The 22,899-nt window shown below is 61.1% G+C and carries 18 protein-coding genes, 1 tRNA gene and 2 pseudogenes; 11 read left to right on the top strand and 10 right to left on the bottom strand.

The window, feature by feature from the left end; all coding sequences use genetic code 11:
- Positions 1-2: 2 nt before the first annotated feature.
- The 4 genes and pseudogenes from ABRA89_RS15570 to ABRA89_RS15555 form a co-directional block, all read left to right on the top strand.
- Complete coding sequence (locus tag ABRA89_RS15570; protein ID WP_349942410.1) at positions 3-1,148, top strand: protein-glutamate methylesterase/protein-glutamine glutaminase; 1,146 nt, start codon at positions 3-5, stop codon at positions 1,146-1,148.
- Positions 1,145-2,905 carry a coiled-coil domain-containing protein gene (locus tag ABRA89_RS15565; RefSeq protein ID WP_349942409.1) on the top strand — a complete coding sequence of 587 codons (1,761 nt, stop codon included), beginning with the start codon at positions 1,145-1,147 and terminating at the stop codon, positions 2,903-2,905. Before ABRA89_RS15570 ends, ABRA89_RS15565 begins: the two co-directional genes overlap by 4 nt.
- Positions 2,906-3,085: 180 nt before the next feature.
- A pseudogene (locus tag ABRA89_RS15560) lies at positions 3,086-3,213 on the top strand (IS630 family transposase); the annotation flags it as partial.
- A gap of 2 nt (positions 3,214-3,215) precedes the next feature.
- Positions 3,216-3,532: pseudogene (locus ABRA89_RS15555) on the top strand (DDE-type integrase/transposase/recombinase); the annotation flags it as partial.
- A 108-nt stretch (positions 3,533-3,640) separates the two neighbouring features.
- Here the strand turns inward: ABRA89_RS15555 and ABRA89_RS15550 are convergent.
- The gene (locus ABRA89_RS15550) at positions 3,641-4,762 is read right to left on the bottom strand and encodes a LacI family DNA-binding transcriptional regulator (protein ID WP_349942408.1); all 1,122 of its coding nucleotides are present in this window, start codon (positions 4,760-4,762) and stop codon (positions 3,641-3,643) included.
- A 229-nt stretch (positions 4,763-4,991) separates the two neighbouring features.
- Here ABRA89_RS15550 and ABRA89_RS15545 point away from each other — a divergent pair, with 229 nt between their 5' ends.
- The 6 genes from ABRA89_RS15545 (at position 4,992) to kduD (ending at position 12,890) form a co-directional block, all read left to right on the top strand.
- The gene (locus ABRA89_RS15545; protein ID WP_349942407.1) at positions 4,992-6,221 is read left to right on the top strand and encodes a YyaL domain-containing protein; all 1,230 of its coding nucleotides are present in this window, start codon (positions 4,992-4,994) and stop codon (positions 6,219-6,221) included.
- Positions 6,222-6,251: 30 nt separating this feature from the next.
- On the top strand, positions 6,252-7,241 hold the full coding sequence (locus ABRA89_RS15540) for a TRAP transporter substrate-binding protein (protein WP_349942406.1): 990 nt from the start codon (positions 6,252-6,254) through the stop codon (positions 7,239-7,241).
- A gap of 163 nt (positions 7,242-7,404) precedes the next feature.
- Complete coding sequence (locus tag ABRA89_RS15535) at positions 7,405-9,312, top strand: TRAP transporter large permease (protein ID WP_349942405.1); 1,908 nt, start codon at positions 7,405-7,407, stop codon at positions 9,310-9,312.
- An 82-nt stretch (positions 9,313-9,394) separates the two neighbouring features.
- Positions 9,395-11,239: a DUF2264 domain-containing protein gene (locus ABRA89_RS15530; protein WP_349942404.1), complete on the top strand. Its 1,845-nt coding sequence runs from the start codon at positions 9,395-9,397 to the stop codon at positions 11,237-11,239.
- 83 nt (positions 11,240-11,322) lie between these two features.
- On the top strand, positions 11,323-12,147 hold the full coding sequence (kduI, locus tag ABRA89_RS15525; protein WP_349942469.1) for a 5-dehydro-4-deoxy-D-glucuronate isomerase: 825 nt from the start codon (positions 11,323-11,325) through the stop codon (positions 12,145-12,147).
- Positions 12,147-12,890 carry a 2-dehydro-3-deoxy-D-gluconate 5-dehydrogenase KduD gene (kduD, locus tag ABRA89_RS15520; RefSeq protein ID WP_349942402.1) on the top strand — a complete coding sequence of 248 codons (744 nt, stop codon included), beginning with the start codon at positions 12,147-12,149 and terminating at the stop codon, positions 12,888-12,890. The genes kduI and kduD overlap by 1 nt, the downstream gene beginning before the upstream one ends.
- A gap of 573 nt (positions 12,891-13,463) precedes the next feature.
- On the opposite strand, the gene ABRA89_RS15515 is transcribed toward kduD, so the two are convergent.
- From ABRA89_RS15515 to ABRA89_RS15490, 6 genes are all read right to left on the bottom strand, one after another.
- Positions 13,464-13,540, bottom strand: a tRNA-Ile gene (locus tag ABRA89_RS15515).
- A 52-nt stretch (positions 13,541-13,592) separates the two neighbouring features.
- Positions 13,593-14,813 (bottom strand): OpgC family protein, encoded by a 1,221-nt coding sequence (locus tag ABRA89_RS15510; RefSeq protein WP_349942401.1) that lies wholly within the window; start codon positions 14,811-14,813, stop codon positions 13,593-13,595.
- On the bottom strand, positions 14,810-16,642 hold the full coding sequence (gene mdoH, locus ABRA89_RS15505; RefSeq protein ID WP_349942400.1) for a glucans biosynthesis glucosyltransferase MdoH: 1,833 nt from the start codon (positions 16,640-16,642) through the stop codon (positions 14,810-14,812). The genes ABRA89_RS15510 and mdoH overlap by 4 nt, the downstream gene beginning before the upstream one ends.
- 242 nt (positions 16,643-16,884) lie before the next feature.
- Positions 16,885-17,211: a hypothetical protein gene (locus tag ABRA89_RS15500; protein ID WP_349942399.1), complete on the bottom strand. Its 327-nt coding sequence runs from the start codon at positions 17,209-17,211 to the stop codon at positions 16,885-16,887.
- Complete coding sequence (locus ABRA89_RS15495; RefSeq protein ID WP_349942468.1) at positions 17,208-18,761, bottom strand: OpgD/OpgG family glucan biosynthesis protein; 1,554 nt, start codon at positions 18,759-18,761, stop codon at positions 17,208-17,210. Before ABRA89_RS15495 ends, ABRA89_RS15500 begins: the two co-directional genes overlap by 4 nt.
- A 210-nt stretch (positions 18,762-18,971) precedes the next feature.
- Positions 18,972-19,454: a MarR family winged helix-turn-helix transcriptional regulator gene (locus tag ABRA89_RS15490; protein ID WP_349942398.1), complete on the bottom strand. Its 483-nt coding sequence runs from the start codon at positions 19,452-19,454 to the stop codon at positions 18,972-18,974.
- Positions 19,455-19,576: 122 nt separating this feature from the next.
- Here ABRA89_RS15490 and ABRA89_RS15485 point away from each other — a divergent pair, with 122 nt between their 5' ends.
- Positions 19,577-19,993: a dihydrofolate reductase gene (locus ABRA89_RS15485; protein ID WP_349942397.1), complete on the top strand. Its 417-nt coding sequence runs from the start codon at positions 19,577-19,579 to the stop codon at positions 19,991-19,993.
- On the opposite strand, the gene ABRA89_RS15480 is transcribed toward ABRA89_RS15485, so the two are convergent.
- The 3 genes from ABRA89_RS15480 to pabB are packed head-to-tail and all read right to left on the bottom strand — an operon-like array spanning position 19,983 to position 22,848.
- A complete protein-coding gene (locus tag ABRA89_RS15480) occupies positions 19,983-20,864 on the bottom strand; it encodes an aminotransferase class IV (protein ID WP_349942396.1) in 882 nt (293 codons plus the stop codon). The two genes, ABRA89_RS15485 and ABRA89_RS15480, sit on opposite strands and share 11 nt — an antisense overlap.
- Positions 20,861-21,457, bottom strand: a complete 597-nt coding sequence (locus ABRA89_RS15475) for an anthranilate synthase component II (RefSeq protein WP_349942395.1) — start codon at positions 21,455-21,457, stop codon at positions 20,861-20,863. Before ABRA89_RS15475 ends, ABRA89_RS15480 begins: the two co-directional genes overlap by 4 nt.
- Complete coding sequence (gene pabB, locus ABRA89_RS15470) at positions 21,454-22,848, bottom strand: aminodeoxychorismate synthase component I (protein WP_349942394.1); 1,395 nt, start codon at positions 22,846-22,848, stop codon at positions 21,454-21,456. Before pabB ends, ABRA89_RS15475 begins: the two co-directional genes overlap by 4 nt.
- Between the last annotated feature and the right edge of the window lie 51 nt (positions 22,849-22,899).

Here is a 22,899-nt window from a genome sequence, read left to right as displayed (position 1 = left end):
ACATGACTCAAGACCGCGCCCCGGAAAAGGCGAGCAAAATTCGAACCCTGATCGTCGACGACTCAGCTTCCGTGCGAACCACGCTGAGCACGATCCTTTCCGATGATCCGCAGATCGAGGTCATGGGAACGGCGGCCGACGCCTATCTCGCCGCCGAGAAGATCCGACGTGAAGTCCCGGACGTCCTGTTCCTCGATATCGAGATGCCGCGCATGGACGGGTTGACCTTCCTGAAGAAGATCATGGCCCAGCGTCCGATTCCGGTGGTTATCTGTTCCAGTCTTGCGAACGAAAAGTCCGACGTAATGATGGAGGCGCTCGCCGCTGGCGCTGTCGACGTCATTACCAAGCCGAGAGTGGACACGGCGCAGTTCCTCAACGAATCGCGCATGCTGATCTGCGACGTTGCCAAGGCCGCGGCTCACGCCCGGCTGCGCCGTGGACCGCGTCTCAACGTAAAGCCGGTCATCGAGGCGAAGCAGTTCGCCGATGCCGTCATTCCTGCGATTTCGGAAACCCGCGCCGCTTCGCTCAGGCGCTCGATTCCCCAGACCGAGCCGATTGTGTGCATCGGCGCTTCCACCGGCGGTACGGAGGCGCTGGCCGCCGTCCTGACGAAGCTGCCCGCGGAGACGCCTGCAATCATGATCGTCCAGCATATGCCGGAAGGTTTTACCGCGGCCTTTGCCCGCAGGCTCGATGGAATCTGTGCCGTCGCCGTGAAGGAAGCGGCGGACGGGGATCTCGTGATGCCGGGCCGGGTGCTGATCGCTCCGGGCAATCATCACATGCTTCTGCGACGATCCGGGGCGCGCTACACCGCTGCCGTCCAGGGCGGAGCCTATGTCTGTCGCCATCGCCCGTCCGTCGACGTACTCTTTCGCTCGGCGGCACAGAGCGCCGGAGCCAATGCCATGGGCGTTCTCCTCACCGGCATGGGCGACGATGGCGCCCGCGGTCTTCTGGAGATGAAAATGATGGGGTCTCATACCGTCGCCCAGGACGAAGAGACGAGCGTCGTCTTTGGCATGCCGCGCGAGGCAATCGAACTCAAGGCGGCGCAAAGGGTACTGCCGCTCAACAAGGTGGCGGAGGAGATCGGTCGCTATGCCACGACGGCCTCCAAAGGCAAGCGGATGGCCTCGTGAGCGCGCTCGCCCAATTCACCGCGTTCGATGAACTCGACGAGGCTCCGCAGATTTCTAGCGCTTCGAACCTCGACGGCTATCGGGATGAGTTGAACGCGACGATCGGCGGGATCGAGAAGATCTTCACCGCGATCGGCGAACGCCTCATCGGCTGTGCCGGCCTTCTCGGCGACATGCAGAGCGCCTTTGCGGCTGTGACCGAAGCCCACAACAGCCCGGAACTCGCTTCCGCGAACGACGCGATCCGTGCGCTCGTTGGCGAGTGCGCCCATCTGATCGCGCGTCTGCAGCAGGAGCGTGGCCTGACCCAGAGTCTGACCCGGACGGTCACGGCGGCCGCGCCGCAGATCGACGATCTGCGGCAGACCGTTTCGATGATCGCGGCGATCGCCGTCAATGCGCGGGTCATCGCGGCCGGGATGCGCAAGGAGGGCAATTCGGACCTCACCGTCTTCACCGACGACGTCCTCGAGCTGTCGCGGCGCGCCTCCAACGTGGTCGATCGTCTGCAGGCGGGACAGACGCAATTGCGCACCGTCCTGTTGGATGCAACGCAGCGCAACCAGAGCTTCGAGGAGAATTTCCGAAAGGCGGCGCAACGGCTTGAACAGCGCATCGAGGCGGACATCGTCGCCGCCGACGCCGAACGTGACAAGGCCGGTCAGGTGAGCACCTCGGCGGCAGACGCCACGGCTAGCCTTGCCCAGGAAGCTTCGAGCATCGTCGCCTCCATGCAGATCGGCGACAATACGCGCCAACGCCTGGAACACGTTTCGGCGGCTCTGGCTATGATTGCCGAGGAACCGGCCGCAAGGTCGGCGGTCCTCGGTCTCCAGGTTGCGCAGATCGGGAGCACCCGCGAAAAGCTCGCCGAAGAATTCGCTAGCATGCGCGAGGCAATCCTCGTTCTTTCGGGCGGGATCGACCGGACCTTCACTACGCTCAGCACCGAACTCGAAGGCGGCAGAAAGAAAGGCTCGAACGGCGCCGAGCGTCTTGCCGTCGGCGTCGAGCAGGCCGCTGCGGAACTGTCGCGCTCGGAGGTCGAACACCGGCATGTCGTCGCCCTTGCCGAACAGCTCCGCCGCGAACTTGAAACGTTCGGCGCCTGCTCGAACGAGATGCAGATGCTCGAATTCGAAATGCGTCTGGTCAGTCTCAACACTGCCATCACCTGCTCCAAGCTCGGTGAGGCAGGCAAAGCGCTCGGCGTGGTGTCGCAGCAGATGCGCGAGCTGGTGGCGGAGATGGTCGTGCGTTCAAAAGCCGTCGCAATGGCGCTTTCCGAACTCGGCACGATCGCCGATGAAATGGCGGAGATCCAGAAGCGGTCCGCCGAACGCAGTCTGGCGACGCTGGTCGAGGATGCAGAGCGCAGCCTCAAATCCCTTAGGGCAGCCGATGGCAAGCTGCAGGGGGCCGGGAATGTGCTTGGCAACCTTGGTACGCGGATCGCGGGCCTGACGCACGATGCCGGCGCGGTCCTCGATCGTCTGCAAGGACTCTCGGAGAAGCTGAGCGCGATCGAAACCGATCTCGCCACGCAATTGCCCGATGGGCGCAACCTCGGTGAGGACGACATGACGCGGCACGAGGACCTGCTTGCCCGGCTGCGCGCCGCCTACACTATGGAGGCCGAGCGTCAGATCCATGATTGCGTCCTTTCGGCCTTCATGCCGGATACGGGCGGTCATGGCGATGCGGCGCCAACTGAAGAAGCCAAGGCGGCGGACGATCTCGACTCCATCCTGTTCTGACCGTTCGAACAGCGCGGTGACCAGCGTCGGAGACCAAACCAGAGCGTCCTTTTTGCGTCTGGTTGGACGCGAGGGCGCTCTAGACATGGTCTCTCAATAGGTTGTCCATCCGATCTGAACCGAAGAGACTGAGGTTTGATTTGTGTTTCAAGATGCTGGCTGAGCGGAGACCAGCATCTGATGACAACACCTCTTTCCAATGATCTACGCGAGCGGGTGTAACGGCGATTATGGCTGGGGAGACATGCCGGTCGGCTGCGGCTCGGCTCGGCGTAGCAGTGTCGTCCGCGGTGAAGTGGTCGCAGCGACGATCGGTACGGACGACGCGGCACCGTTTCGATCGCCATTCGTTCCGCACATGAGGACGACTTTCTTCCGTGTGAACCGGTCCATTATGTCACACAGCATCTCCTGCAGGGGATGGAGAGGGATCATTGCCGGGTGAAGAAGGCGATGCCACGGATCGGCGGGTTCCGCTCCTTCAACACCACCCGGCGATCCATCAAGGGGTTTCAGGCCATGCTCCGGCTGAGAAAGGGCCTCGGCTTCCCCGGCGAGTGGGCGGTCCACAACCAGAATGATTTCGTCGCGCAGAGCTTCGGGCTTCAGAAAGTTAACAAAACCTGAAAATTCCCGCTAAGTCGGGGCTTTCGCCCGTCAGACGCAAAGTTCCGACAAGCCCGACTATCTTGAGGCTGCAAAAAGGGGGCAAGCATACCTTCGCGGTCCGCAACGTCACGATCTGCCATCAGGCACGGGGCCGCTAGACTGACGGGGGAGCAGGGTAACGCCCAGCCCGATGCGTTCAACTGGTGCTTCCCGGTCCTCGGCATGGTCGACGAGTGCCCCGATGGCGAGTGCTCCGAGACGGCGGCGGTCGACATGCATCGTCGTCAGGCTCGGCGATGAATGCGCGCCGATGGACAGCCCGTCGAAACCGACGACGGAAATATCATCGGGTGCGGTCAGTCCCATTGAACGCATCGCCTGTATGGCTGCCAAAGCCACCGCATCCGACATGCAGAAAAGTGCGCTGGGCAACGTCTCTCGCGACCTCAGATATGCCTCGATCACTGGCTTGGCCGACAGTCCGATCATGTCCGGGGACCCGAGATCCAGAAAATGGCGATCTGGATCGTAGGCCAGCCCGGCTTCGGTCATGGCATCGTGAAATCCTTCGAGTCGTCGGCGCAAGGATTCACGATACACATGGGTCAAGTGCACGATATCCTTGTGGCCCAGATCGATCAGATGCTTTGTCGCAGCCCACCCGCCGAAGTGGTAGTCGGGCGAGACGCTTGGGAAGCGCATCCGGCGGTCCATGCCGTTGACGATGACGGCAGGCAGACCGCTCGCCTCGACCATGTCGAGATAGGCGGGGCGGTCGACGCCCATCAAGATAACAGCGTCTGCCCCCTTCGCGGATATCGTGTCCTCGTGCGGTCCGTTCGTCTCGTCCAAGATCTGGATAACCACGGAGAGGCCGATCTTGGCGGCCTCGCCCGTGATTCCATCGACGATTTCTTGATAAAATGCATCATTGCTGACCATCGGGCCGAGCGTGACGAGAGACGCGCAGGTGAGGCCCGCAGTCCCTTTTTTCATGTTTCGGTCCAGGTAGCCAAGCTCTGCGGCGGCCTTCATGACAAGCGTGCGGCTGCGATCGCTGACACCTTCACGATTGTTCAGCGCCTTGGAGACGGCCGCGACGGATACGCCGGCTGCCCTCGCCACGTCTTTCAGCGTCGGACTGGCGACCGCGATGCCGGCATCAGAGAGCCCCGCCTGCACCTTTGGCAACGTCCCGACCTTGGCGGCGGAGAGCTGCTCGGAGGGCGGTTTCTTTGCGATTGCCATCGGTCGTTAAACTTTCGGGTTCGTTCGATCTCACCAGTTAAGTCACGCCGGACCCTTAGCCTTCAATAGCAGCCTGCTGAATTGCCGAAAATAGCACGCGGAAAGTTTCAGAGATTTCGAAATTTTCGAAAAAGTATTTGTTTTCCGGCTGCGGCGCCGTTATCGTGCCTCTATAATTTGCAGCCGCGGTTTCCCCGGATGCCAGACGCAACGACACGAGGCTTCAAGCGTGGACAAACTGTTTCAACGACGCGACGACGCGATCGCTTCCGCGCCGCCGAGGGACGATGAAGCCGCTTATCTGACGGAAATCCTCGATGACGTATTGTCGAGCATCGAACGCAATTCCCGGGTGATCGGACAGCGCAACCCGATGATCGGCGGCCATCAGGATGCGGTGTGGCGGTTCCCCGAGAACGGATATTTCTGGACGGACTCGTTCTGGACCGGAGAGCTTTGGCTCGCTTACATGATCACGGGTCGGTCGCAGTTCATGAACTGGGCGCGGATGCGCTACGATCACCTCGAAAGACTGCTTCAGACCCCGCTGTGGTTGAGCCACGATCTGGGTTTCCTGTATTCCCTGACCGCCGTCGCCGACCACAAGCTGACCCGCAATCCTCAGGCCCGCGACCTCGCGCTGCGCGCGGCGGAAGCTTTGCGCGCCCGGTTCAACTGGGCCGGCGGATATCTTCTGGCGTGGACGGCCGACGACAAGGATGACCGGGTCAGCCGCGTACAGGGCAAAATGATCATAGACTCGGTCCAGAACCTGCCGCTGCTGTTCTGGGCTCATGAAGAGACCGGTATTGCGTCGTTCCGGGACGTGGCGATACGCCATGCGGAAAATCTGGCGGAACACATCGTCCGTGCAGATTACAGCACCTTCCATACCTTCGATTTCGACCCCGCGAACGGCCTGCCTGTCGAGGGCAAGACATGGCAGGGTTACGCGGACGAATCATGCTGGAGCCGCGGGCAGGCGTGGGCGATCCACGGGTTCGCGCAGATGGCTGAGATCACAGGCAACCTCAACTATCTCGATCTTTCTGCGAACCTTGCGGACTTTGCGCTTGAGAAAATGGGCGACGATCACGTGCCGGTCTGGGATTACAGCCTGCCGCAGGGTGAGGAACGCCTGAAGGACACGTCGGCGGGCTCCATCACGGCAGCGGGCCTGTTCATGATCAGCGACATCTGCCACCGGATCGGCAAGTCCGATGCCGCGCTGCGCTACCGCACGGCCGCGATGAATATGATCAAGGGCTTGCGCGACAATCACGACATTTCCCGCAAGCCGCTGGCGCAGGGGCTGCTGTCCGACGGCGCTTGCGACGTGCCTCGCGCAAAACGGTGCGGGGAACCGTATCTCACCAGCGCGATGCTGCCTTACGGAGACTACTACTACGTCGAAGCCCTGCTTCGAGGATTGGGGCATCGGCAATTTTTCTGGCACTGACACGTGCCGTTCTACCCAAGGGAGGATACCATGAAACACATAGTCATACCGACGGCGACCGCTCTTGCCATCTGTCTGACCAGCACCGCGCTGCAGGCTGCGACCTACAAGATCGCGACGAACGGCCCGAGCGACGCAGGCCCCGGTCTGCTCTTGGAGCAGTTTGCAGACGCCGTCGAAGATCGCACGGACGGGCGCGTGGCATTCCAGATCTTCGCGAACGGAACGCTCGGCGATCAGAGCGAATACCTTCAGCAGATCCAGTCCGGCGTGATCGACATGGGCATCGTGAACAGCGCGACGCTCGAGAACATCTTGCCGGCGTTGGGCGTCATCAATCTGCCCTACATGTTCCGCGACCGGGAAGAATATGGTGAGGTCATGTCCGATCCCGAGGTTCTGGAGATGCTGTTCGACGGGGCCGAAGATCAGAACTTCCTGCCCCTGGGCTTCCTGTCGAACGGCTTCCGCAGCCTCTATACGATCGAACCCGTTGAATCGATCGAGGATCTTCAGGGCATGAAGATCCGCACCATGTCGAGCAACACCTATATCGAGATGCTCGAACTGTTCGGAGCCGCGCCGACGCCGATGTCCTTCGGGGACGTTTTCCCCGCCCTGCAGCAGGGCGTTATCGACGGCGCCGAAGGCACTTTGAGCACGCTGTACGATCTGAACTTCGGACAGGCGGCAAAATACGGCATCCTGACCGAACAGACGCGTCTGACGGACTTCGTCGTGACCAGCACGCGCTTCCAGGACGCACTGTCAGAAGAGGACCTTGCCGTCGTCAAGGAAGAGTTCGCCACCATCAGTGAGCGCTCCGTTGAAGAAATCGATCAAGCCTTCGCGGAAAGTGCCCAGCGGGCGGTGAAAGAGTTCGGTGTCGAAATCATCGAGATCGACAAGCAGCCGTTCATCGACGCGGTACAGCCGATGTATGTCGAAGCCGCTGAAAACGAGTATCAGCGCCCGGTGATCGAGAAGATCTTCTCGATGACGGATCGCGAGCTTCCGTAAGAATAGTGGCCCGATGCAGGGAATCCCTGCTTCGGGCCGTCTCCGCGCGCCGGCCTGTCGTCCGCGCCCGGCGAACACTCACGTTTCTGTTTAGCGCAATGGCAGCCGTGGCACGATCTGCAACGTTGTTCGGAAGCGCGCCGAAATCCGGCGGGAGGAGCCCATGTCGCAGATAGATACCGGACCCAAGCGCCCGGCGATGACGTTCTATGACACGATCCGGCGCAACTTCGAGTATGTGCTGGTCGCCTGGATCATGCTGATGGTCGTACTGATCGGCTATCAAGTCGCGTCGCGGTACTTTCTGAACGCACCGAGTATCCTTACCGAGGTTCTGCTTCGGTTCAGCTTCATCTGGGTGGGACTGCTTGGCGCCGGGCTATGTTTCATGGACAAGCGCCACCTGAACCTGCCCATCCTCCCCGACATACTGTCCGAGCGGAACGAGGCACGGCTTCAGATTCTCATCTGCATCATCGCGCTGGCCTTTGGGTGCGGACTCACCTGGGCGGGCTACGAGTTCTTCAGCCGCAACCTGTCGATGCACGTGCCGATTATCGACATCCCCATCGGATATCTGCAAAGCGTCCTGGCTCTTACCGGCGTGCTGATAATCCTGGCGCAAGTGATTGAGATCGTGCGCCTGATCATCGGGTCACCCAATCCTCTGTCCGATATCGGCATAGTTGCCGCCATACTCGCGGTGCTCGTCGGCGGAGCGTGGGTGCTGACCGGGACGCAAGTTTGGCAAGACTTCAACGCGGACCACCCGCAGCTGCTCGCAGTTCTGGTTCTGTTCGGTTCCTTCGCGGTGTTCCTGATCCTTGGCGTATCCATCGCGATCGCGCTGGCGATGGCCGGGGTGCTGACGTTGGCGCTGCAGATCGATCCGTTTCTGCTGGCTCCGACAATCGGATCAAAGGTTTTCAGCGGCCTCGACAACTTCGGCTTCCTGGCCCTGCCGTTCTTCGTCCTCGCCGGAAACATCATGAACCAGAGCGGAACCGCCAGACGCCTGGTCGATTTCGCCATGCTGCTGGGGCGGCGCATTCCAGGCAGCCTTTGGCAGACCAACGTCGTCTCGAACATCTTTTTCGGTGCGCTTTCGGGATCCGGCATCGCCTCTGCAACCGCAGTGGGCAGCATCATCACGCCGATCGCCAAGGACAAGAACTACGACATGCCGACTGGCACGGCGATCAACGCCGCCTCTGCTCCGGCCGGCATGCTGATCCCGCCGTCGGGTCCGGTCATCATCTACTCGCTCATCACAGGGGGCAGTGCGTCGATCATCGCGCTTTTCCTCGCGGGATATCTTCCCGGTCTGATCATGGCCGGCTCGGTGATGATCGCCGCCTTTTTCTACGCGCGGAAATTTGGCTACAAGGCTGACAGGTCGGATATTTCCATGTCCGAATTCGGAAGCCTGGTGTTCCGCGCGTTGCCCAGCCTTCTGCTGGTCGTCGCCGTCATCGGCGGCATCACCGGTGGCGTGTTCACTGCCGTCGAAGGCTCGGGTGTCGCGGTGATATACGCGCTGATCCTCGCCGCCTGCTATCGCAGCCTCACCTGGAGCCAATTGGTCCGCGCGACACGCGACACCTTGGTTACAACCGGCGTCATCGCTTTTCTCATCGCCTGTTCGGGGCTGATGAGCTGGAGCATGACGTTCGCGGGCATTCCCGCGACCATCGGGGACCTGTTGACGGCGGTGAGCGAGAACAAGATCATCATCCTGCTGATGATCAACATCACGCTGCTGGTGGTCGGCATCTTCATGGACATGACACCCGCCCTGCTGATCTTCACGCCGATCTTCTATCCAATCGTCACCGCAATGGGCGTCGATCCGGTGCATTTCGGCATGATCCTCATCTACAATCTGTGCATGGGCGTCGTAACTCCGCCGGTGGGTACGGTTCTCTTCGTCGCCTGCAGCGTCTCCGACGAACACCTGACCCGGGTCGTCAGGCCGTTGCTCCCGATCTTCGCGCTGCAGATCGTCGGGCTCATGCTTGTCACCTACGTGCCTGCAATCAGCCTGTTCATTCCCAGCCTGTTCGGGTTCTAGAGCACGACCATCGCGTGTCTTTCCACGTTACCGCAGGGCGAATCCGGCCAATTCCACGAGACTACGCGCGCATAGGAAAGCAATGACCTTCTATCCATCATTTCGGGACAACCCACTGGAGACGCGCGGCGATTTCCAAAGGGCGGTACGAGATCTGTTCGACCCCTTGCGCCCCTATTTCGAGGCCCAAGGTCCGCGTGTCGATTTCCACGAAGGCGGTGCTGCATTCGACATGGAGTCCAGCGCGCTCGAAGGGGTCGCTCGCCCCCTGTGGGGGCTCGTGCCGCTGTCGATGGGCGGAGGGGCTTTCGATCACTGGCCGCTGATGCGCAAGACAATCGCCGCGGGCTGCGATCCGGCACACCCAGGCTACTGGGGGCGCGCGCAGGACCGATCGCAACGTTGTGTCGAAATGGCGGCGATCGGCATGCTGTTGATGATGCTGCCCGAAGAGGGGTGGTATCCGCTGACCGAAAGCGAGAAGCAAAACCTGCTGACGTGGCTCGCGGATATCCAGACCGTCCAGCTGGTGGACAACAACTGGCTGTTTTTTGCGATCCTCGTGCAGGAGGGGCTGCGGAAGATCGGTCATGCGGACCTCATCGACGAGGATCTCCAGGCGCGGTACCTCGACCGGATCGACCAGTGGTATCTGGGCGACGGGTGGTATGGCGACGGGCCGGAACTCCCCATCGACCACTACAACGGCTTCGCGATGCACTTCTACGCGTTGCTCTATGCGCAATACGCCGTGAACCCCGACCCAGAGCGGGCCCGTAGATACAAGGCCCGCGCGGGCCACTTCGTGCAAGAGTTCATCCACTGGTTCGCCCGGACGGGCGAGACGGTCATGGTCGGCCGGTCGCTGATCTACCGCTTCGCCACGGCGGCGTTCTGGGGGGTGGCCCCGTTCGCCGACCAGGACAGCCTGTCGGTAGGGGCGATGAAGGGGATCTGGGCGCGCCAGATCAGAAGCTGGCGGTCCAAGCCGATCTTCACCAGTGACGGATTGCTCACACGAGGTTACGCCTACCCCAACCTTACCGTGTGCGAGGAATACAATTCGCCGACCTCGCCCTATTGGGCCATGAAGGCGTTCCTTCCCTTGGCCTACGGGAAGGACGGCGCATTCTGGCAGGCTGAGGAAGAACCCCTGCCTGACCTGCCCACGGTCCACCCGATGCCTCGCTCAAGCGGGCTCATCCAGCGATCCAGCGGACATGCGATCCTGCATTACGCGGCTCCGGTCCGATCAGCTTTGCAGCGGGACAAGTACAACAAGTTTGCCTATTCGACCAACTTCGGTCCCGACCTGAGCGCTTTGGTCTATTCCGAGCGGTTCAGCTTCGGTGACAACATACTGGCCTTCAGTTTCGACGATGGCGCGAACTGGCAATTCTGCAATGCGCGCAGTGCGGTCGAAATCGGGGACCGGTCGGTTCGCTCAACCTGGAAGTCCGGCTGCCAGAGCGTCGAAACGGATGTGCAGATCGACGGTGAGGCGTCCTTCCGACGGCGTCACAGGTTCACGTTGGAAAGACCGGCGATCGTCGTCGATACCGGCTTCGCGGTCGATAACTGGTACGCCGCGCCGGACATCCTGCATGCTGACGATCCGTCAGGCGTCCAGGCAAGCCCCGTAGATGATGCGGAATTCACGGCCCGGGCCCGGTTGGGTTCAACCCTTGTGGTGCGCGGTGAGAACGGCATTTCAGGCGTTCGCAGCCTGGATAAGACCGAAAAGATGATGCTGCTGTCCCAGCGGGTCAATTTCAACCTGACCTCGCCCAAGACGACGGTTCCGTTTGCCCTGACCTGGCTTGGTCGCGGCGATCATGACCTTGTTCATGGCTTCCTCGCCACACCGGACCCCAATGTGGACCTCTCTGAATTCCTGAGCTCAGGCTGCGGCAGCGATGGCGGCTGACATCCGCCAAGGCTGATCTCTTCCCAAGCCACCGCTTCTTCTCAGGAACAAATGCAAGCACCCAGATCCGAAAGGAAAATATGATGCTGACAGTCAAGACCATGCACGCCGTTCACCCGGAGCAGGCGCGGACCCTCGACACCGACGGCCTGCGCCGTCACTTCCTCGTCGAGGAGAGCTTCAAGTCCGGCGAGATCCGGCTGACCTACACCCATTATGACCGTTTTGTGCTGGGCGGTGCCGTGCCCGATGGCGGCAGCCTGACCTTGGGCGAGGTGAAGGAGGCCGGAACGCCCAGCTTCCTCGACCGGCGCGAGATGGGCATCGTGAACATCGGCGACACCGGAGACGTCGCGCGCGGTGGCGAAAGCTGGACCCTGAACCGCGGCGACGTGCTCTATCTCGGCATGGGACCGGGCGAGGTGACATTCTCCGGGAAGGGCCGGTTCTACATCGCCTCGGCTCCCGCGCACCGCACCTGTCCCAACCGGCTGGTCACGATCGACGACGCCAAGGAGGTCAAGCTGGGCGATGTCCAGAACTCGAACAAACGCACCATCCGGCAGTTCATCCACCCGGACGTGATGGAAAGCTGCCAGCTCACGCTGGGCTACACCTCGCTCGAGGACGGCTCGGTTTGGAACACTATTCCCAGCCATACCCATGACCGCCGCATGGAGGCCTATATGTACTGGGGCATGGATGATGGGGCGCGTGTGCTGCACCTGATGGGCGAGCCGCAGGAGACGCGGCACCTCGTGGTCGCGGGAGAACAGGGCGTGGTCTCGCCGCCATGGTCGATCCATTCGGGTGCGGGCATCGGGGCCTACACCTTCATCTGGGCCATGGCCGGCGACAACATGGACTTCACCGACATGGACTTCATCCAGCCCGGGGACATGCGTTGATGTCCGGGCTGTTCTCTCTCGAGGGCCGCAAGGCCCTCGTCACCGGGGCCAATACCGGCATCGGGCAGGCCATCTCGGTCAGCCTCGCCGGGCAGGGCGCTCACGTCGTCTGCGCGGGGCGCAGATCCTGCGCCGAGACGGTTCAGCAGATCCGGAAGGCGGGCGGCGCGGGCGAGGAGCTGATCCTCGATTTCGCCGACCCGATGGCGGCCACCAGCCTCTTCGATGGCGCGGGCTTCGATTTGCTGGTCAATAATGCCGGCATCATTCGCCGCGAGGACAGCACGGAGTTTTCCGAAGCCGACTGGGACGACGTGATCGACGTCAACCTCAAGGCGCTCTTTTTCACCTGCCAGGCCTTCGGCCGTGCACTGATCAAGCGCGGGGCCGAAGGGGCGATCGTCAACATCGCGTCGCTCCTGAGCTTCCAGGGCGGAATTCGCGTCCCGTCCTACACCGCGTCCAAACACGGTGTGGCGGGGCTGACCAAGATCCTTGCCAACGAATGGGCGCCGCACGGAATCACCGTAAATGCCATTGCACCGGGCTACATCGCCACGAACAACACCGAGGCATTGCGTGACGACCCCGAGCGGTCGAAGGCGATCTTGGACCGGATCCCAGCGGGGCGATGGGGCGAGCCGTCGGACATCGGCGGCACAGCGGCCTACCTGTGTTCGCGCGCCGCGCGTTATGTGACTGGCGCTGTGTTGAACGTGGACGGGGGATGGCTGGCGCGCTGAGCGCGTAGCTGACCGCTTACGGCGTTCTTTGGTGGGCGCGATGACAGCGTTTCCGCCTTGATCAGCGCCGGTGCCATCGCGCGTGCGGTCGTGGTCCAGCCGCGTGGTCCGGGGTAAAACTTAGTGCAGGGTCAGGACACCACCGCCCCGTACTGGTTGGTCGAGGGGCAAGCAAAGAGAGCGAGTTTTCGGCACTTTTCGAGCGCATTTGCGACTGAGGATGAAATTGAATCGCATTTTTCGCAGTTGAAGATAAAAGTTGCGTCCTCGTAGCAGCAGGTCATCTGTTTTTTGTCAGGGACTTACAGGTGGCCTATGGCCGATCCCGTCAATCGGCTCAAGATTCGAAAAATGCTCTTCGACGCTGACCCATAAGAGACAATTTCTGTAGAAAATGTCGAACCTGATCTCCAGGGCTGGGGATCAGATCACCCTTATTTGCGGGATGCGATCGTGGAGTTGCGCCCAAAAATTATTATTGAGGTTGATTCCTGGAAGGGAAGATCGGCGGTGCGCATGGGGACCGTTTGTCGAGAAAACGAAATCGAAGCAGAGATCGTTTGCGTCGACAAATGGTGGGCCCGGAGGGACTCGAACCCCCAACCAAGCGGTTATGAGCCGCCGGCTCTAACCAATTGAGCTACAGGCCCGGCCGAGCCAACCGCCTAAACCAAACACGCGCGGGCGACAAGCGCGAATGCGTCAGCGTGCGGCGGCCTTTTCGGAATAAACGGCCGGGGTGGCGTCAGGCAGCTGAGCGCTCCGCATCGCCGGTGCAGCGGGAGCGGCTTTTGCTTCACGGCTCTTCGCCACCGTCTTCTGATACGAGCCCCACCATTCGAGCCAGAGGACAAGAGCGAACTGCAGCGCAAGGCCGGCCAGCAGCAGGCCGGTGTCGAAGAAAAATTCCTGCTCGCGGCCGAATTTGATCACCTGGCAGATCAGCGACAGCATCGTACCGAAGGCGAAAACCGGCAGAGAGTGCCGCCCCATGGCCGCGACGATGTTGCTGCGATCAATATTCGCGAAGGGCGAGTGGCTTGCCGCATTGGCGAAGACATAGGCGAGCGCGAGCACGTGGAGCACCCGTGGCACGGCAGCGAAGGTCTTGTCGAGACTGGCGATCGCCGGGGGAAGGGGATCCAGCCCGTAGATCAGGAACCACAGGCCGTAACGCGTCGTCACGAAGGCAAACAGCAGATAGGCGAGGGCCAGTCCCAGAAGCCAGGGCTTGTAAGGTACCGAAGGCTTGCCGCTCGCCTTCCTCAATCCGCCGTAAAGGCCGGCTGCGAAGATCACCTGCCAGGCGATCGGATTGAAGAACCAGCCGCCGGGGTTCGGGAAGGCGGGAATGTTCAGATAGAACGCCCAGGATGCAGCCCAGAGCGCGATGGCCGAGCCCAGCATCAACTCGCGACTGATCGAGGCGAGCCAGAGATGGACCGGCGCCATGATGAGCAGCGCGATATACATCGGCAGGATATTCAAATAGCCGAACTGGTGGCCGAAACTCGCGAGGCCGAAATAGGCCTCCAGCGGCTCGTCAGACAGCGCGGCAAGGTTCATCCGCCGCATCAATTCGCCTTCGCCGAAGGCAAGCGCTGCCCAGGCGAAGAGGCCGATGGCGAGCACGGTCAGTGTCATCTGAACGAGAAGCAGCGTTCCCGCCCGGCGCAGCGCCTTTACGGTCGCAAACAGCTTCTGCCCGGCCAGGAAGGGCCGGCCATAGGCGAAGGCGGCGGCAAAACCGGCAAGGAAGACGAAAAGCTCGGCCGCGTCCGAAAAGCCGAAATTGCGCGAGGTGTATCGCTCCCAGAAATTACCGGGCACATGATTGATGAAGATCATGATCAGCGCGACGCCGCGCCAGAAGTCGATACGGTTGTCTCGGGAAGTGGCAGGCTTAGGGGCGACGATCGTCATGGTTTGTTCGATGCAGCAGGCGGTGAGGCGAGAGTGGATGCTCCCGCTTCGCTAGCGGCCTCGATCACGGCTTTTTTGGGAGCGGCCGGATCATCCGGGCCGGACAATGCCTCCCGCCAGCGATCGGCCGAGAGGATCACTGGATGGGGCTCGATCTCGAAAGGCGTCCGGAAAAGGCCGATCCGGTTCATGACGTCGCCGAGGAGCGGGCTCGCAGTGATCGAGATCAGGAGCGGCGCAATCACCAGCGGCATGGCTATCGGCAATGTCCAGAGGAGGATTTCCGGCGCGTAGTAATAGGCTGCGTAGAGAACCGCGGCGCCGGCGGTCACCATCCACCAGCTGGCGGCAAAGGCGGTTTTTAGTGGAACGCCCTGATCCTCGCGATCGGTTGCCGGCCAGCCTGAGTCGGCGCCGATCAGGATTTCCCCGATCGCTTTCGACTGCATCATCATGGTGATCGGCGCGAGAAGCGAAGTCAGAACCAGTTCGACGGTGGCACTGGCAACCACACGGATCGTTCCACCAAACGCCTTGCGCCTTCGCGAGAAGGCAGATGCGAAGGTGATCAGCGTCTTTGGCAGCAGCAGCAGAACGAAGATACCGAAGAGAAGCAGCAGCGCCTTTTGCGTTTCCGGCTTGGGAAAAACAGGGAAGAGCGAGTCGGCAGGGAAGTAATTTGGCTCGGGGGCAATGATCGGGTCGATCAGGCTGACGATCAGAAACATCAGCCAGATGGGGGATGCGAGATAGGCCATGATGCCGGCCGAAAGCTGGATCCGGTTCCAGGTCTTCAGCCCGCGTGCGGCAAGGAGACGGCCATGTTGGAGATTGCCCTGGCACCAGCGGCGGTCCCGTTTGGCATATTCGATGACATTAGCCGGGGCTTCCTCGAAAGAGCCCGGCAAATCCGGGTCGACGCGGACAATCAGCCCGGCCCGTGCAAGGAGAGCCGCCTCGACGTAGTCGTGACTTAAAATCTGACCGCCAAGAGGCGGTTTGCCCGGGAGGCCGGGCAGGCCGCAATGGGCTGCGAAGGCCCGCGTCCGGATGATTGCATTATGGCCCCAGAACGGTCCTTCCCGGCCCTGTAGCGAAGCCAGGCCGCGCGAAAAGATCGGCGAGAAGATTGCCGCCGAGAATTGGAGAGCCCGGCCGAACATGGTTCGGCGATTGATGATGAGCGGTTGGGACTGCAACAGGGCGAGGTCCGGCTCGTCGTCCATACGGGCGACCATTTCCAGGATTGTCTCTGGCACCATCAGGCTGTCGGCGTCGAGCACCAGCATGTACGAATAGGCGCCGCCGTGATTGGTGACGAAATCGGCGATATTGCCGGCCTTGCGCCCGGTATTTTTCGCACGATGGCGATAAAATAGCCGACCAGCGAGCTTCAGCTTGCGTAGAAGGAAGCGAAATGCCCGCTCCTCGTCATCAACGCATTCGGGTTTTGTGGAGTCGCTCAGGATGTAGAAATGAAAGGAGTCGAGGCGCCCGATCTTGCGAAGGCCTTCCGCCATTGCGGCGACTCGCGCGCACACCGAGTCGGCGTCCTCGTTATAGACCGGAACGAGAATGGCGGTGACCGAAATCGGTTGATATCGGCTGCGTATCCTGCCGGGGGGGCTCTTCATTGCGGCGATCATGCCGAAACATGCCGTCATGAAGCCCCAGGCGAGCCAGCCACAACAGATCAGCAGAAGCGCCGTCTGCAGAATGTGGAAGCTGGTCGTGCCGTTAGCGGTAATGACGGTGAAGAAGAGAAACGCTGCAACAAGGGAGAGGAGCGCCGCGCTGACACAGAATGCCGTACGGAGAATAGCGATCAAGTGGTCATCCACTCCCGACTGAAGGTGAGCCTCGATTGCTGCTCGCCCTGAAATGTCCCTTCAAAACGTGCTGCTTGACCGCTTTTAACGAGGGTTAGGGATCTTACGCAACTCCACCGACACAAAGCGTCTTTCCAGGCGGTTCATCTGTCAAAGGCGCGTTCGCTGCGGAGGGAACGCGCCCATAATCGGCGCATCTCATCTATCGAAGTATTGTTGCGCCCTACTGCGCTGCAATCGGCTTACGCGTGACGCCTTGAGGTCGGCACGAGCCTTGTGAAAAGGTTCGTTAGCCAAGCATGGAAACGACCCGTGCCGAAATCCTGCTCGGGCATCGGCAATCTTGCCGTCGGTGCGGGCAGTTCGACGGTCTCGATGATATCCGTTGCCCATTTCTCGCCGGCTCTGGCGTCGGAGATCACCTTGTCGACGGGCTGGTGTAGTTCGGATTCCGAGAGACGCTTGCCGATCGCGCGGTGCACATCGATCGTATCAGGCGAATACGAACCCAGGACGACATCCACTATGGAGAGCGGAGTTTCGTCGTTGTTCCAGGATAAGACACTCACGCTTCTGTAGTCCATTGATAAATCCATGTCTCGCTTATAGTGCGCCGCAACATGGTGAGTCTAACGCGAAGTTCGACAGGTCGTTCCTCGACACGTTCAAGTTCTAGTGAAACGCGCCAACCCCCGTCCGGAAGGCGCGAAACGGCACTGTTCACAAGCCTTCCCGCCGATGTCACTTCTATCTCCGGTTCGACCTTGGCGTTGTCCGGCAGATCAGCGGCGGGGCCGCCGGTGAAATTGACGACCAGACGCCGCGTCAGCTGCTGTTCGTCGGTGTCCGCTGCATTGCCGCCAACGCCCGACAGGGTCGAGGAAACGCGCGCTCGGTCCTGAGCGGGTTCGACGTCGAGACCCCAGCGCATGCGATAGGCGAACTCCATCGACGAGCCCGCCTCCGCGCGTTCCTCCGGTATCCAGAAGGCGACAATATTGTCATTCGTCTCGGTGGCAGTCGGAATTTCCACCAGCTCGACGGTTCCCGCGCCCCACTCGCCAATCGGCTCGATCAGAAGGGACGGCCGAAGTTCGTATCGCGATTCAGTGTCCTGATAGCTTTCGAAGGAACGATCGCGCTGCAGCAGCCCGAAACTTTTTGGATTGATCTCTCCGATGAAGGAGAGAGACAGCTGCTGCGGATTCTGGAGTGGTCGCCAGAACTGCTCGCCATTCGCCCGTTCGATGAAGAGCCCGTCGCTATCGTGAACCTCCGGACGGAAATCGTCATGGTCCGCGCGATCGTTCTCGCCGAAGGTAAACATGGAGGTCAGCGGCGCGATACCCAGTCGTGCGACGGTCTCCCGGAAATACAGTCTCTGCCGGCATGTCATCACCGTCTGCGGGCCGGGCGTGATGACGAATTCGTAGGCGCCGGCAACACTGGGGCTTTCAAGCTCAGCCATCAGCCGGATCGAATTCTCACCAGGCTTTGGAGCATCGATATAGAACGCGGTGAAGTGAGGAAATTCCTCGGTCTCTTCTGACGTCGCCGTATTGATGGCAAGCCCGCGTGCCGACAGGCCGTAGCGCGTTCCCATGCCAAGCGCCCGAAAATAGCTGGCGCCGAGGAACGTGACGAGTTCATCGAAGTAGTCAGGTCGCTCCAGCGGGGCATGGATGCGGAAACCGGCGACGCCCGGAAAGCTGATATCGTCGAAGTCGGCGGGATTCAGTGGGGGACGATATTCAAAATCGTCGGCCTGAAAGATGTGGGGTTCGTAGTGTCCATCCCGACCGATGGCGACAGTGGCGGTATCGTTGAAAACCCAGCCCGGATAGAAGGCCTGAAGGTGGAAATCGACCGGCTCGGCGCGCCAGAGCGCATGATCTGGACGGTATGCGATCGCCCGATGTTGATCGTAGGTGAGATCCTGAACGATTTCAGGAAGCGGGCTTTCCGGCTCGACGTAAGGCTGTTTCGCCTTCTCAGCCATTTTTTCGCTGAGCCGATCGAACGTCAGAGGTTCGGACGCTGCCGTCTCTGCCGAATTTCCAGCCTTGCTTGCAGCTTTTTCGTCATCTGCTGCGAAACTCGACGAAAACGGAAAAAGCATGGCGGCGAAACCGCCACCGAGTGCTTGGCGGCGCGTGATATGAAGTGGTCTGAGCACGTTGGCCTGTAGGTCCCTTGTTTGAGCTCTGCCGCCAAGATAGTCGGCAGTGAGTGCCGCGAAAAGTGCACCGCAGCACAAATGGATCGCATAATATGCAATCCTTGCTCAACAATTTTGCAGGGCTCAGAAGAGTCTTTTGCCGGCTTAAGGTTAGCGAAGCCGGCGCAGGCGCTGGGAGAGGAGAGTCTCGATTTTGCTGAGGGACTCGCCGAGCACAACACGCTCTTTTTCGTCGAGGGCACCGATCAGATCGACGTCGAGTTTGCGCCAGACCTCGTAGACCTTATCCCGTGCCTGCTCGCCCTTCGGCGTGAGCTGGACCATGGTGCGCCGCAGGTCGACCTTGTGCGCTCCGCGCTCCACGAGACCCTTCTCGATGAGTCGGTCGAGCATCTTCGAGATGGTCGAGGGGCGAACGCTCAGGTCTTCCGCGAGAACGGACACGCTGACGGGTTCGTTTGGCAGCAAACGGACGAGCAATTGATCCTGACCGGGATGCAGGTCAATGTCGGACAAAAGAAGCGCGATGAAGGCGCGCGTCGACTTGGCGATGGCGAGCAGCGAGGTTACCGTCTCGGTATCTGACGGTCGATCCTCGGTGGTCGCGATGAGGGGGTCGATGTTCAAATCCATGTCGCCACCTTCGCGCAGTTTTGCCGGGTACACATTAAACTAAGTTATATTCTCCAAACGATTTTTTCGGTCCGGAGGATGTGTGACAGACGCGGAAAACGTGTCGATTTTGGGGGAATGGCATGGCGGATATCCGCGTGATCTGCGCGATCGGGCAGAGCGGGCAACTCGGTCTCGACGGCGGAATGCCGTGGGAGGGAAACAGCGATCGCGCCTATGTCGAGGACGTCGAACGCTTCTTCGAAATCACGCGCGGCCATGTCCTGATCTGCGGCCCCAAGACAGTCGCGTCCTTTCCGGATTTTGCGCACGAACACCGGACGATCGTCACCATTCGCTCCTCCGACGACCCCGAGGAAGTTCTGTCGCGCTTCGGCGAGCGCGTCGTCTTCGTCGGTGGTGGTCCGTCAGTCTGGGATGCCTATGCGAAATACGTAAGACATTGGGATATCAATAGGTTACCCTATGACGGGGAGGCCGATACCTGGTTCGATCCGGCCTGGCTTCTTGCCGGAGGCAACCACTCCGTCAGGCGCTGAGATCGGGGATTTCGGCGCCGAGTTCGCGCGGATCGGTGCCGCAGGCCTCACGAATCGTGAGACATGTCCGATCCATCAGCGACCGGACAAACTCATTCTGCTCGGCGCTAAGCGGCGGCGATCCGGATACACGCGCTGGCGAGATCAAGCGGAGCGAATTCGTCAGCAGGAATCGGCCCGTTCTGGCTGCGTCCCAAACGATCGGCTCCACCCGGACAGCGCTCTCAACCTCCTCGATCGTCTCTATTAGAAATCTGCGCATCACGCCGTCCAACGTCCCCGATGTGAGTGGCGGTGTCACGATATCGTGTTCAGCCATTAGAAAGACATTCGCCAGTGCAGAGCACGCGATCTCGTTTTTCGTGTTCAGAAACAACGGCTCGTCGGCCCCGGCCTGCTTCGCCCGATTCGTTTCGAGGATCGCGTCGAGATAGGAGAGCGTCTTCAGCCGTGCCGTCGGCGACGTCTCGTTGCGCCGCGTTTCGGCCAGAACCAGCGTCATCGGCTTGAACATCAGCTGCGGTGCGAGCGGCGAGGCCGAGCCGAAGAGCGTCGGCTTCGGATCGGCGGGCAGGGCAAGGCCTCGCGCTCCAGTCCCGCGCGTCACGGTGAGCCGGATCGACCCGTGCACGATCTCGCCGGCAAGCGCGGATTGCGCAGCCTCCAACGTCTCGCGCGCCACCGGCAGCGAAAGCGCCGCACAGGTCGCCGCCAGCCGATCGAGGTGTTGGTCTGCCCGAAAAACCCGTCCGTCTATTGTCAGGGCGGTATCGAAGCATCCGTCGCCGAGTGTGAAGCCCCGATCGGTCGGATCGATCCATGCGTCCTCTGCCGCAACAAGCCGGTCGCCAAGCCAGACCGGCGCGCTCATGCCCGTTCCTTGGCGAAGGTCCGAGCGCGTTCGAGGAAGTTGGAAAGGATCTTTGTTCCGTCCTCCGTCAGGATCGACTCGGGATGAAACTGCACGCCGAAAGTCGGATGGCTGCGATGGGTCAGCGCCATGATCTCCCCATCCGGCGAGCGGGCATCCACACTCAGGTGCTCGTGCATCGCCTGCGTTTCTTCCACGATGAGTGAGTGATAGCGCCCCGCCTTCGTTTCGGGCGCGAGGCCTTGGAAGAGGTTCGCGCCTTCGTGCATCATGGCCGAAGCCCGACCATGCATCGGCCGCAGTGCCCGGGTCACATGACCCTCGAAGACGTCGCCGATCACCTGGTGACCGAGACAAACGCCGAGGATCGGCACCCGGCCGGAAAGTGTCCGCACGACATCGCAGGAGATGCCTGCCTCTTTCGGCGAGCAGGGACCCGGCGAGACCACGATCGCGTCCGCCTCCAGCGCTTCAGCCTCCGCCACGCTCACCTTGTCGTTCCGGCGCACCACGAGCTCGGCGCCGAGGCGCTCAAGATATCGTCCGACGTTGAAGACGAAGCTGTCATAGTTGTCGAGAACGAGAACCTTCATGCCTCTTCCTCGAAGGCGGCGAAGACGCGGGTGGCCTTGGTGAAGGTCTCTTCATACTCCGCCTTCGGATCGGAGAGGACGGTGATGCCGCCGCCAGCCGCCAGACGTGCGGTTCCATCCTCGAAGGTCACCGTCCGGATCGCGATGTTGAGATCCATCGCGCCGTCGAATCCGATATAGCCGATCGAGCCGCAATAGGGCCCACGCCGTGTCTTCTCGATCTCGGTGATGATGTCCATCGCCCGGATTTTCGGCGCTCCGGTAATCGATCCGCCGGGGAAGGTCGCGCCGATCAGCTCCGCCGGCCCGAGCTCCGCCTGAAGCTCTCCCGTCACCACCGAAACGAGATGATGGACCGCAGCATAGGTCTCGAGCCCGCACAGCACCGGCACTTCGACCGAGTCCGCCTTGCAGACCCGCGACAGGTCGTTGCGCATCAGATCGACGATCATCACGTTCTCGGCCCGGTCCTTTTCCGAGGCGAGCAATTCGGCCGAAAGCGCGGTGTCCTCGGCCTCATCGGCAGAGCGCTTCGCCGTTCCCTTGATTGGCCGCGTCTCCACATGGCCGTCGGCCGTGAGGCTCAGAAAGCGCTCCGGCGAAGAGCTGGCGACCACCATCTCTCCGCAATCGAGAAAGGCGCCGAACGGCGCTGCATTAGTTTGGCGAAGCCGAGCATAAAGTGCCAGCGGATCGAAGCCCTCGGGGAGACGGCTGGTGAACGTCTGGGCGATATTCGCCTGGAAGATGTCGCCCGCGAGAACGTATTCTCGCGTCGCCTCGATCGCCGCTTCGTAATCCCTGGCGAAGAAATTCGAGCGCCAGTCGAAGCCTTCCGGGATCGGCGGCAGGTCGGGGAGGGGGGACCCTAGAGCCGCGAGGATATCGTCTCGCCGCAGCTCCGCCTGCTTGCGCTGTTCCTCGCCTTTCGCCGGTTGGCCGTTTGAGAAACAGTAGGCTCTACTGGTTTCGTGATCGAAGGCGAGCACCACGTCGTAAAGCGGAAAGACCATGGTCGGCTTGGCTGGATCGAAATCCTGCGGCGGTTCAAGGTCCTCGAGGTGATGAGCGAATTCGTAAGCGATGAAGCCCATCGCACCGCCCTGGAACGGCGGATAGCCCTCGACCGTCGGCATTGCGAGGCGCGCGAGCACTCCTTTGAGGGCCTGAAGTGGAGCGGCGTCGATCCGCTCGCCGGAGAGCGCCGGGCCGTCGGCATCGACCGTAAAGACGGCAAAAGGGCGTGCTGCCACGAAAGAGTAGCGGCCCAGAGTCTCGTGCGCCATCGCACTGTCGAGGAAAGAGAGACCACCGAACGCGTAGAGCTTCCGCGCCGCTTCGAATGGGTCTTGCCAGGCAATTTCGGTCACGAGGGGCAGCGATGTTTCCATGACATCGCAGATGCCCCCTTCGATCGCTTTCGTCAAACGCGGCCGTCGCTC

This window comes from Fulvimarina thalattae (genome assembly GCF_040239565.1).
Classification (GTDB): Bacteria; Pseudomonadota; Alphaproteobacteria; order Rhizobiales; family Rhizobiaceae; genus Fulvimarina.
Note: the sequence above shows the minus strand (reverse complement) of the source record. Positions and strands in the feature narration are given on the sequence as shown.

Excerpts from the sequence above, each read along its gene's own strand:
- ABRA89_RS15550 (WP_349942408.1), bottom strand. The coding sequence starts at position 4,762 with ATGGCAATCGCAAAGAAACCGCCCTCCGAGCAGCTCTCCGCCGCCAAG.
- ABRA89_RS15475 (WP_349942395.1), bottom strand. The coding sequence starts at position 21,457 with ATGAAGGTTCTCGTTCTCGACAACTATGACAGCTTCGTCTTCAACGTC.
- ABRA89_RS15535 (WP_349942405.1), top strand. The coding sequence starts at position 7,405 with ATGTCGCAGATAGATACCGGACCCAAGCGCCCGGCGATGACGTTCTAT.
- ABRA89_RS15540 (WP_349942406.1), top strand. The coding sequence starts at position 6,252 with ATGAAACACATAGTCATACCGACGGCGACCGCTCTTGCCATCTGTCTG.
- ABRA89_RS15480 (WP_349942396.1), bottom strand. The coding sequence starts at position 20,864 with ATGAGCGCGCCGGTCTGGCTTGGCGACCGGCTTGTTGCGGCAGAGGAC.
- pabB (WP_349942394.1), bottom strand. The coding sequence starts at position 22,848 with ATGGAAACATCGCTGCCCCTCGTGACCGAAATTGCCTGGCAAGACCCA.
- kduD (WP_349942402.1), top strand. The coding sequence starts at position 12,147 with ATGTCCGGGCTGTTCTCTCTCGAGGGCCGCAAGGCCCTCGTCACCGGG.
- ABRA89_RS15510 (WP_349942401.1), bottom strand. The coding sequence starts at position 14,813 with ATGACGATCGTCGCCCCTAAGCCTGCCACTTCCCGAGACAACCGTATC.
- ABRA89_RS15485 (WP_349942397.1), top strand. The coding sequence starts at position 19,577 with ATGGCGGATATCCGCGTGATCTGCGCGATCGGGCAGAGCGGGCAACTC.
- ABRA89_RS15530 (WP_349942404.1), top strand. The coding sequence starts at position 9,395 with ATGACCTTCTATCCATCATTTCGGGACAACCCACTGGAGACGCGCGGC.
- ABRA89_RS15495 (WP_349942468.1), bottom strand. The coding sequence starts at position 18,761 with ATGCTTTTTCCGTTTTCGTCGAGTTTCGCAGCAGATGACGAAAAAGCT.
- ABRA89_RS15490 (WP_349942398.1), bottom strand. The coding sequence starts at position 19,454 with ATGGATTTGAACATCGACCCCCTCATCGCGACCACCGAGGATCGACCG.
- ABRA89_RS15570 (WP_349942410.1), top strand. The coding sequence starts at position 3 with ATGACTCAAGACCGCGCCCCGGAAAAGGCGAGCAAAATTCGAACCCTG.
- kduI (WP_349942469.1), top strand. The coding sequence starts at position 11,323 with ATGCTGACAGTCAAGACCATGCACGCCGTTCACCCGGAGCAGGCGCGG.